Source organism: Hydrogenophaga sp., assembly GCF_026125825.1.
Lineage (GTDB): Bacteria > Pseudomonadota > Gammaproteobacteria > Burkholderiales > Burkholderiaceae_C > Hydrogenophaga.
The window spans coordinates 1-8,579 of sequence record NZ_JAHCKK010000132.1 but is presented as its reverse complement, the minus strand read 5'-3'; the positions used below and the strand labels follow the sequence as shown (position 1 = coordinate 8,579).

Annotated in this window: 6 protein-coding genes and 4 pseudogenes; 6 read left to right on the top strand and 4 right to left on the bottom strand. The window is 63.4% G+C overall.

Annotated features, from left to right (window positions below; translation table 11 throughout):
• Nucleotides 1–117: 117 nt before the first annotated feature.
• Together istA and istB are read left to right on the top strand one after the other, a co-directional pair.
• Entirely contained in the window at nucleotides 118–1,641 is a 1,524-nt protein-coding gene (gene istA / locus KIT86_RS23165; RefSeq protein ID WP_297402781.1) for an IS21 family transposase, read from the top strand.
• The gene (istB, locus tag KIT86_RS23160; protein WP_297402783.1) at nucleotides 1,631–2,449 is read left to right on the top strand and encodes an IS21-like element helper ATPase IstB; all 819 of its coding nucleotides are present in this window, start codon (nucleotides 1,631–1,633) and stop codon (nucleotides 2,447–2,449) included. The genes istA and istB overlap by 11 nt, the downstream gene beginning before the upstream one ends.
• A gap of 98 nt (nucleotides 2,450–2,547) precedes the next feature.
• Here istB and KIT86_RS23155 read toward each other — a convergent pair whose 3' ends face one another.
• From KIT86_RS23155 to KIT86_RS23145, 3 genes are read right to left on the bottom strand one after another with little or no spacing between them, the layout of a single operon-like run.
• On the bottom strand, nucleotides 2,548–3,501 hold the full coding sequence (locus tag KIT86_RS23155) for an MFS transporter (protein WP_297402779.1): 954 nt from the start codon (nucleotides 3,499–3,501) through the stop codon (nucleotides 2,548–2,550).
• Nucleotides 3,502–3,547: 46 nt separating this feature from the next.
• The gene (locus KIT86_RS23150) at nucleotides 3,548–4,855 is read right to left on the bottom strand and encodes a sulfatase-like hydrolase/transferase (RefSeq protein ID WP_297402777.1); all 1,308 of its coding nucleotides are present in this window, start codon (nucleotides 4,853–4,855) and stop codon (nucleotides 3,548–3,550) included.
• Nucleotides 4,856–4,867: 12 nt separating this feature from the next.
• A complete protein-coding gene (locus KIT86_RS23145) occupies nucleotides 4,868–5,839 on the bottom strand; it encodes a tripartite tricarboxylate transporter substrate binding protein (RefSeq protein ID WP_297402776.1) in 972 nt (323 codons plus the stop codon).
• Nucleotides 5,840–5,959: 120 nt separating this feature from the next.
• Between KIT86_RS23145 and KIT86_RS23140 the strand changes: the two genes are divergently transcribed.
• Both KIT86_RS23140 and KIT86_RS23135 read left to right on the top strand, forming a co-directional pair.
• A complete protein-coding gene (locus KIT86_RS23140) occupies nucleotides 5,960–6,943 on the top strand; it encodes a LysR substrate-binding domain-containing protein (protein WP_297402774.1) in 984 nt (327 codons plus the stop codon).
• Between the two features lie 424 nt (nucleotides 6,944–7,367).
• Nucleotides 7,368–7,866: pseudogene (locus tag KIT86_RS23135) on the top strand (IS5 family transposase); the annotation flags it as partial.
• A gap of 11 nt (nucleotides 7,867–7,877) precedes the next feature.
• On the opposite strand, the pseudogene KIT86_RS23130 reads toward KIT86_RS23135, so the two are convergent.
• Nucleotides 7,878–8,042, bottom strand: a pseudogene (locus KIT86_RS23130) (IS5/IS1182 family transposase); the annotation flags it as partial.
• Nucleotides 8,043–8,044: 2 nt separating this feature from the next.
• Here KIT86_RS23130 and KIT86_RS23125 point away from each other — a divergent pair.
• Nucleotides 8,045–8,233: pseudogene (locus KIT86_RS23125) on the top strand (transposase); the annotation flags it as partial.
• 36 nt (nucleotides 8,234–8,269) lie between these two features.
• Nucleotides 8,270–8,579, top strand: a pseudogene (locus KIT86_RS23120) (MFS transporter); the annotation flags it as partial.

Genomic DNA, 8,579 nt, shown 5'->3' with positions numbered 1-8,579 from the left:
TGTTGTCGCCGACCGAAAAGTGAGCCACTTTTAGAGGGTCTGCCGATCCAAAACTGAGCCAGGTGTTTCACCTACCCTGCTGTTTTTTTGTGCAGCGGGGTTCGAGGAGTGATCACCATGGACATGATTGGAAGAATCCGGCGCCTGCACAGCCGGGGCAAGAAGTCGGAGCGGGAGATTGCGAGGCTCACGGGGCTGTCGCGCAACACGGTGGCCAAGTGGCTGCGCGAAGCGATCGAGACGGCTCCCAAGTACCAGCGAAGCAAGGCGACGACCAAGCTCTCGCCGTTTCACGAGACGTTGAGGCTGGCGCTGAAGGCCGATGCCCATCGGCCCGCGCAGGCCCGGCGCACGGCGAAGGCCTTGTTCACGGAGATCAAGGCGGCGGGCTACGGGGGCTGCTACTCGCGCGTGACGGACTTCATCCGGGAGTGGCGTGCCAGCGAGGGCAGCTCCAGCGCGAAGAACGCGTTCGTGCCGCTGACGTTCGCGCTCGGCGAGGCGTTCCAGTTCGACTGGAGCGAGGAAGGCCTGGTGGTGGGCGGCATCTACTACCGGATGCAGGTCTCGCACATGAAGCTGTGTGCTTCGCGGGCGTTCTGGCTGGTGGCCTACCCCAGTCAAGGCCACGAGATGCTGTTTGACGCCCACACGCGCAGCTTCGCGGCGCTGGGCGGTATCGCCAGGCGCGGCATCTACGACAACATGAAGACGGCCGTCGACAAGGTTCGCAAGGGCAAGGGACGCATCGTCAATGCGCGCTTTGCAGTGATGTGCGCGCACTACCTGTTCGACCCCGACTTCTGCAACGTGGCGTCCGGCTGGGAGAAGGGTGTGGTCGAGAAGAACGTGCAGGACAGCCGGAGGCGCATCTGGATCGAGGCGGGCAAGCAGCGCTTCGGCTCGTTCGCCGAACTCAACGCCTGGCTGGGGGCTCGCTGCCGGGCGCTGTGGGATGAGGTGCGCCATCCGGAGCACGAGCAGTTCAGCATCGCCGAGATGCTCGAACACGAGCGCGCCGAGTTGATGCCGATGACCGCGCCGTTTGACGGCTATGTGGAGAATCCAGCGCGCGTCACCAGCACGTGCCTGGTGGCCGTGGCTCGCAACCGCTACTCGGTGCCGTGCGAGCTGGCCGGCCAAATGGTCAGCACGCGGCTGTATCCAGGGGAGATCGTGGTGGTCGCCGGCGACGCGGTCGTGGCCCGCCACGAGCGTCTGACCTCCAAGGCAATGACGCGCTATGACTGGCAGCACTATGTGCCGCTGATCCAGAGAAAGCCGGGGGCGCTGCGCAACGGCGCCCCGTTCCAGGATCTGCCCGCGCCGCTGCAGACTCTCCGACGTTCGTTGCTGCGCAACCCTGGCGGCGACCGTGCGATGGCGCAGGTGCTCGCCCTGGTGCCGACCGCGGGCCTGGAGGCCGTGCTGGTGGCGGTGGAGCTGGCGTTGAAAGGGGCGCCGCCGTCCGGGCGGGTCAGCACGGAACACGTGCTCAACGTGCTGGGGCGACTGAACGCCGCGCCGGCCCCGCAGAACGCGGCCACGACGCTGCAGGTCGCAACCCCGCCACTGGCCAACACGGCCCGCTACGACACCCTGCGTGCCACCGACGACGCTGAGGAGTTCGATCATGCGTGACGTGATGATCGATCTCAAGCAGCTGCGTCTTCACGGCATGGCCGGGGCCTGGGCCGACCTGGCGCAGCAAGGCGGCGACTCCGGCCTGGACAACGCCCGCTGGCTGGTGGAGCATCTGCTGCAGGCCGAAGCCGTCGACCGCGGCATGCGTTCAGTCAAGCACCAGATGCACGTGGCCAAGTTCCCGGTGCATCGCGATCTGGCGGGCTTCGACTTCGAGGCCTCGCCGGTGGATCGCAAGCTCGTGATGAAGCTGGCCGACATGGAGTTCATCGACCAGACGCAGAACGTCGTCCTGGTCGGCGGTCCCGGCACTGGAAAGACGCACTTGGCGACCGCGCTGGGCGTGTCGGGCGTGACCAAGCACGGCAGGCGTGTGCGCTTCCATTCGACAGTCGATCTGGTCAACGCGTTGGAGCGGGAGAAGGCGCAAGGTCGCGCGGGCCGCATCGCCGAAAGCTTGCTCAGGATGGACCTCGTCATCCTCGACGAGCTGGGCTATCTGCCATTCAGCCAGGCCGGTGGTGCCTTGCTGTTCCACCTGCTCAGTCGGCTCTACGAGCACACCAGCGTGATGATCACGACCAACCTCGACTTCGCCGAGTGGTCCAGCGTGTTCGGCGACGCGAAGATGACGACCGCCTTGCTGGATCGGCTCACCCACCACTGTCACATCGTGGAGACCGGCAACGAAAGCCATCGCTTCCTGCATAGCAGCGCGGTGGCCAAGAAGCGCATCAAGGCCAGAGAGCAGTCGCGCAAGGGCGCAAAGACCGAGCAGGCAGCCTCACCGGCATCCACTGTCTGAGGGCCATTCACCCGGGGGGCGGCCGCTACGTGCTTCGCCCTGCGCGGCCTCTTCGTCCAGAACCAAAAGGAAATCAACAAACCACCAAAGCTCTACACTTATCCACAGACGCTCGTCCTCCGGACGGCGTCCAGCCCTGGCTCAAATTTGGTTCGGCACGGTGGCTCAGAATTCGGTCGGCGCGAACACCTATCCGCATAGGCCATGAAAAGGCCGCCTGCCTCGCTGGCGTAGGCGGTCTCGCGCCAGGCCACGAACACGGCGCCCGCCGCCACGCCCATGACGCCGCCCAGCTGCCGCGCATAGCTGACCACCACGGACGCGGGCCCGAGTCGTTCCGGCTCGAGATACCGCAGGGTTGCGATGGTGAGCGCCGGCAGCATCAGGCCCAAGCCTACCCGGCCGACGATCGTCGCGTCGACGATCTGCGAGTAAGTGATGTGATCGGCTGCCAAGCCGAAGTAGACGAACGACAGGCCGAACAGCGCCGGGCCGGCCAGCGTAACGCGCATCGGCGACAGCCGATCCGCCAGCCGACCCGCCAGCGGGATCGTGACGGCCAGCACCAGCCCCGATGGCAGCAGCGCCACGCCGGCGGAGGTTGCCGACATCTGCATCGCGTGCTGCAGGAAGACCGGGACCAGGTACGCCGAGGCGTACAGGCCGAAGCCATAGGAAAAGGTGACCAGGCTGCCCATTGCGAAGGTGCGTTCGGTGAACGGCTTCAGGCTGATGATGGGACTGGGGGTGCGGCGCGCGTGGGCCACAAAAAACAGCAGATTGGCCACGGCCAGCCCGGCGAATCCGAGCGTCGTAGCGTTGGCCAAACCCTGGCGCTGGAGCGTGGAGGTGGCCTCTACAACCGCCACCGAGGCGAGCGTCAGCAGGGCCAGCCCGATCCAGTCGAAGCGGCGCCGCTCGCTGGGCTGCGATTGCGGCAACAGCCGCAGCCCCAACAGCAGGGCCAGCGCGCAGGCCGGCAGGTTCATCAGGAACACCGAGGGCCAGCCGAAGTGGTCGATCAGCAGGCCCGCGATGATGGCCAATATCATGGCACAGTTTGTGACACAGTAAGATTAGCTACCCCCCGGCTGTCTATCACGGCTTCGGCATGTCCGCTTCCGTATAGACGATCTCCGACCTCGCCTCTGCCGGTATCGGCGGCATGCTCGATTCCCACGCTTTGAAGGCTGCACGCATTTGAGCCATTTTCTCAGGATGGCGTTTGCCAAGATGGGCTCGCTCACGCTCGTCCGCCTCCAGGTCGAACAGGTACTCGTGCGCCCCGATCGCCAGCCATTTCCAGCGACCCTGGCGCATGGCGCGCTGGTCGTTCAGCTTCATGCGCCAGTACAGTGCACGGTCCGAAGCACCTGATAATTGGCCGCGAAGCACAGGCAACAGGGACTGCCCATCGAACGGATAGTCCGGGTCAGCCTCCGCTCCGCCGGCTTCGACCAGGGTGGCGGCCCAATCCATGCTGATGTTGATCAGATGCGAGCGGCTGCCCGGCGCGATCACCGCGGGCCAGCGCGCGAGGAGCGGAACGCGGATACCGCCTTCGGTGAGATCCATCTTCCCGCCTACCAGCGGCCAGTTGTCCGAGAAGCGCTCGCCGCCGTTGTCGCTGGTGAAGACCACTAGCGTGTCGTTTTCGAGTCCGGCTCGCTGCAGTGCCTGCAGAACCCAGCCGATGCCCTCGTCCATTTGCGCAATCATGCGCTGGTAAATCCGGATATTGCCGCCGTCCAGATGGGTCAGCGGCTGTGGCGGTGCATCCGGATCAGGCCGGTCCTCGCGTGTCTGCCAGGGCCAGTGGGGTGCCGTGTAGTGTAAGCTCAGCGCGAACGGCTGCCGGTCGACTCCGCGTGCTTCCACATAGGCCGCCGCGCGCTGCGAGAGCAAGTCCGTGAGATAGCCTTCCGCCGTGATCGGCACTCCGTTGTGCGACAGCCCCGGCTGACCGCCTGCATCCTGGTGCCGGAAGTAATCCATTCCACCGGAGACCAGCCCCCAGTGCTCGTCATACCCGCTCTGGAGCGGCCCGAAGTGGGGCGGGTAGCCCAGGTGCCATTTGCCGATGAGCGCGGTGTGATACCCGCGGGCCTTGAGCAAGGACACGAAAGTGGGGTGCTCCGGGGGGAGGCCCACGACCTTGTCCCCCTTGAAACGGCCGGTCAACGGCTCCTCGGCCGCGCCGCGCAGGCGGTACTGGTACCTGCCGGTGATGAGCCCGAAACGCGTCGGTGAGCAGACCGCCGAATTGGCGTATGCATTGCTGAACCGGATCCCCTGGTCGGCCAGCGCATCAAGGTTAGGGGAAATCGGGGCTCGCCCGCCGTAGCAGCCTAGGTCGGCAAAGCCCAGGTCGTCGGCCAGGATGAAGATGAAGTTCGGCTTGCTCACTGCCACACCGGCCTATTTGTCTAGCGTGATGTTTGCCTGCCGGATAACTTCCCCCCAGCGTTCTTTCTCGGATGCGATCAGTTTTCCGAACGCCTCGGCCGAGCCCGGCGTGGGGCGAATGTTCAGCGCTTGCATGCGCTGGGCCACTTCTGGGTGCGCGACCGCGTCGGTGATAGCCTTGGAGAGTCTGGCCACGTCCTGCGCAGGCGTACCCTTGCGCGCGGCAAACCCGTACCAAGCCGTGCCGCTGAAGTCCGGAACCGACTCGGCGAGGGCGGGGATGTCTGGCAGCCTGGCCAGTCGTTCTGGCGCAGTGATCGCAATGGCACGCAGCTTGCCCGACTTGAGCAAGGCTTCCACCGAACCCAAGTCCGGCATCCCGACCTGCACGTGGCCGCCCAGCAGGTCCTGCACGGTCGCGGCGACACCTTTATAGACCATCGGGGTGATCTTGAGCCCGGCCTGGCGGGACAACAGCTCCATCAACAGGTGCGGCATCGTGCCTACTCCGGTGGACGCATAGCTCAGCCCGCCCGCGCCTTGTTTAGATGCCGCCAACAACTCCTTGAAGTTCGCAGCCTTGGTCTTTTCCGGGTTCACCAGCAGCACGAACGTAAGCTCGCCCACCTTGGCGACCGGCACCAGGTCCGTTTGATCATACGGCAGCTTCTTGAACAGCAAGGCATTCAGCACATAGTGGGCTGGTCCGCCAAACAAGAGGGCATGGCCGTCCGCCGGCATCGTGTTCGCCACGGCTTGTGCGGCCAGAATTCCCGATGCCCCAGGTCGGTTCTCGACCACCACGGGTTGGCCCAGGCTATCCTGCATCCTGGCAGCGATCGCACGCACGAGTGCATCGGATCCCCCGGCTGAGAAGGGCGCCAGGATGGTGATCGGACGAGCGCCGTCCTGTGCGAATGCCCGCTGGGCTCCACCGGCGAGTGCCGCCCCAACGGCGATGAACTGTCTGCGAGAAGATCTCATCATGTGGTCTCCTGAAGATCTGCGGTCTGTCCAGCGCTGAGATGCGACTCTGGAGGTGTTGCAGTTTAACTAAGAAGCGGCGAGCTTGAAACTGAAAATCGAGGCCAGTAAAATGCCGAAATGGAAATCGACAGGAAGCTCGGCGGCATGATCGACTCTCGCGTGAAACTTCGTCATCTGCAGGCTGTAGTGGCCATCGCACAGGAGGGGAGCGTGCAGAGCGCCGCCCGGTCGCTAGCGCGAACTCCGCCGGCTATTTCTAAAGCGTTGAATGAGCTGGAGGATCTGATCGGCAAAGAGCTGTTCAGACGCACGCGTCGCGGCCTTGTGCCCACGGAAGCGGGTGATCAACTGACGCGACATTTAGTGCCTAGCCTAGGAATGCTGGGCGTTGGCCTCGACCTCGCATCAGGGCGCGATCGGCAGATGAACTCTTTTAGGGTTCGCATTGGTATCCTGCCGACCGTGGCCTCCGCAGTGGTACCTCTTGCAATTCAGGACGTACGAATGCGGCACCCGAAGTTCTCGATCAGGATATGCAGCGGAACGAACGTGGTGCTGCTCAATCAGCTTCGGGAGGGAGACCTCGACCTAGTTGTCGGACGCCTGCCAGATCCTGCGACCATGTTCGGCCTCACTTTTGAGGCTCTTTATTCTGAGCCGCTAGTGTTTGCTGCACGGCCCGACCATCCGCTGCTGCTTCACCCCAGCTTGTGCGTAGCAGATTGCGCCGCCTACCCGTTGATTCTTCCACTGCCGGACAGCACGTTTAGGCGTAGCGTGGAAAGTTTTCTTCTGCAATCCGGGATCAGAGACTTACCTATGCTTATCGAAACGTCATCAGAGCTTTTTTCTCGCGCACTGATCGACTTTGGCGATGCGATCTGGGTTTATCAAATGAGCGTGATCCGCCGGGATGTGTTGGAGCGTCGCCTCGCTTTGCTGCCGGTTGACACCAGCGCCACCAACATTGCAATAGGCATATCGGTACGCGCAGATGTGGCATTGCGCGGTAACACCTTGGCAGTCATGAACGCCATTCGGCATCAAGCGCACAGCTGGCGGTCTAGTGCTGATTGGCCGGCTCAAATGACATCTGATTGAAGGAGTCGTTTTCTGGTCTTGCCCGGCGCCAGTGGCTAGCCAGCTTCTCCGCGGTAATCAGAGTTGGTCGGCTCGGGAAATCCTGCCTTCAGGTGGCCACGCCAAAAGGCTAGACAAAAACATGGAGAACTCCAAACTTGTTTAGCCGCTAGGTGGTGGGCTGGTCGTTGCGGGATGACATAATTGCGCGACACCGCGATCGATGCGCTGCGCATGGCCTAATTCAAGCGCCGCCCCGGACAGGCACGTAGGGTTGATTGTTGAGGCACAGAAGACCCTGAAGCGTCGTCACCGACTTTGGTTTTGCGGAGAGCTGACCGGTTGGAGCCAGGCAAAAACCGCTTACCTTTACGAACTAAGAGCCTATCCGTAAATAGTAAACTATCGTCCTGCGACGTATCTCACACGGCGTAGGAGCGAATGCATGGCGACACGCAAGCGAGTCGAATCTTGGGTGGTTACCGATGAATTCTGGTGGCGTGTCGAGCCGTTGATTCCGGTGCGCGAGCGCAGTGTGGACAAGGCGTACGTGCGCAAGGCGGGAGCGGGGCGACCGCCCAAGCCGGCACGACAAGTGTTCGAGGCGGTCGTGTACGTTCTGCGCACAGGCTGCCAATGGAAGGCGCTGCCCAAGGAACGCTTTGGCAGTGCCAGTGCCGTGCACAAGCGCTTCTTGGAGTGGGAGGCCGCGGGCGTGTTCGAGGCCATCTGGAAAGCCGGGCTTGCCGAGTACGACCAGATGGAAGGCATCGCTTGGCGATGGCAGAGCATCGACGGGGCCATGTTCAAGGCCCCATTGGCGCAAGAGGCGGTCGGACGCAACCCGACCGATCGGGGAAAAAAAGGGCAGCAAGCGCCACCTGCTGGTGGACGGGCGTGGCGTCCCGTTGTCGCTCGTCGTGACCGGGGCCAATGCGCATGACGTCACACAGGCATCGGCCTCTTGTCTGCGATCAACGACGTGAGGGATGTAGCCATGCGCCTCGATGATCTCCAACGCAGGCCGACCTCGGTAACCGGCATCGGCGCACAGGTGCTTGCTGCGCCTGATGCGTGGGGTCTTGCGCTTGACCATGATGGCCTGCAGCACGGCATCGAGTGCGGCGCGACCCGACCAAGAAGGCTCGACGCTGGGTGGTCGAGGTCTGCCACAGCTGGTTCAATCGCTTTCGCAAGCTGCTCGTGCGATACGAGAAGCTCGAACGTAGCTTCGTCGCACTGAACCACATCGCCGCCGCCATCATCGCGTTCCGCAAAGTGCCGCTGAAGATCAACATAATTTACGGATAGGTTCTTAATCTCGGGCTGACCGCGTTCCACATTGGCGTGATCGCCACCATCACGCTGCTGGGCTCCGGCATCCTCACCTTGCTGGTTGGAGCGTGCGCAGGCCGCACCTCCGACCGCTCGCTCCTGCTGAGCGCGACGGCACTGATGGCGGTCACGGGCGCGGCTCTTGCCTCACTCGAGGGCTTCTGGCCGCTGCTGCTGGTGGCGCTGGTCGGCACCATTAATCCCTCCGGTGGGGACGTGAGCGTCTTCATGCCGCTTGAGCATGCGCTATTGGCACGCAGTGTCAACGACCACACCCGCACCGCTACTTTCGCCCGCTACAGCCTGATCGGAACCCTTTCTG

Bases quoted from the DNA above. Each gene is read 5' to 3' on its own strand.
- istA (WP_297402781.1), top strand. From the start codon at position 118: ATGGACATGATTGGAAGAATCCGGCGCCTGCACAGCCGGGGCAAGAAG.
- KIT86_RS23155 (WP_297402779.1), bottom strand. From the start codon at position 3,501: ATGATATTGGCCATCATCGCGGGCCTGCTGATCGACCACTTCGGCTGG.
- KIT86_RS23145 (WP_297402776.1), bottom strand. From the start codon at position 5,839: ATGAGATCTTCTCGCAGACAGTTCATCGCCGTTGGGGCGGCACTCGCC.
- KIT86_RS23140 (WP_297402774.1), top strand. From the start codon at position 5,960: ATGGAAATCGACAGGAAGCTCGGCGGCATGATCGACTCTCGCGTGAAA.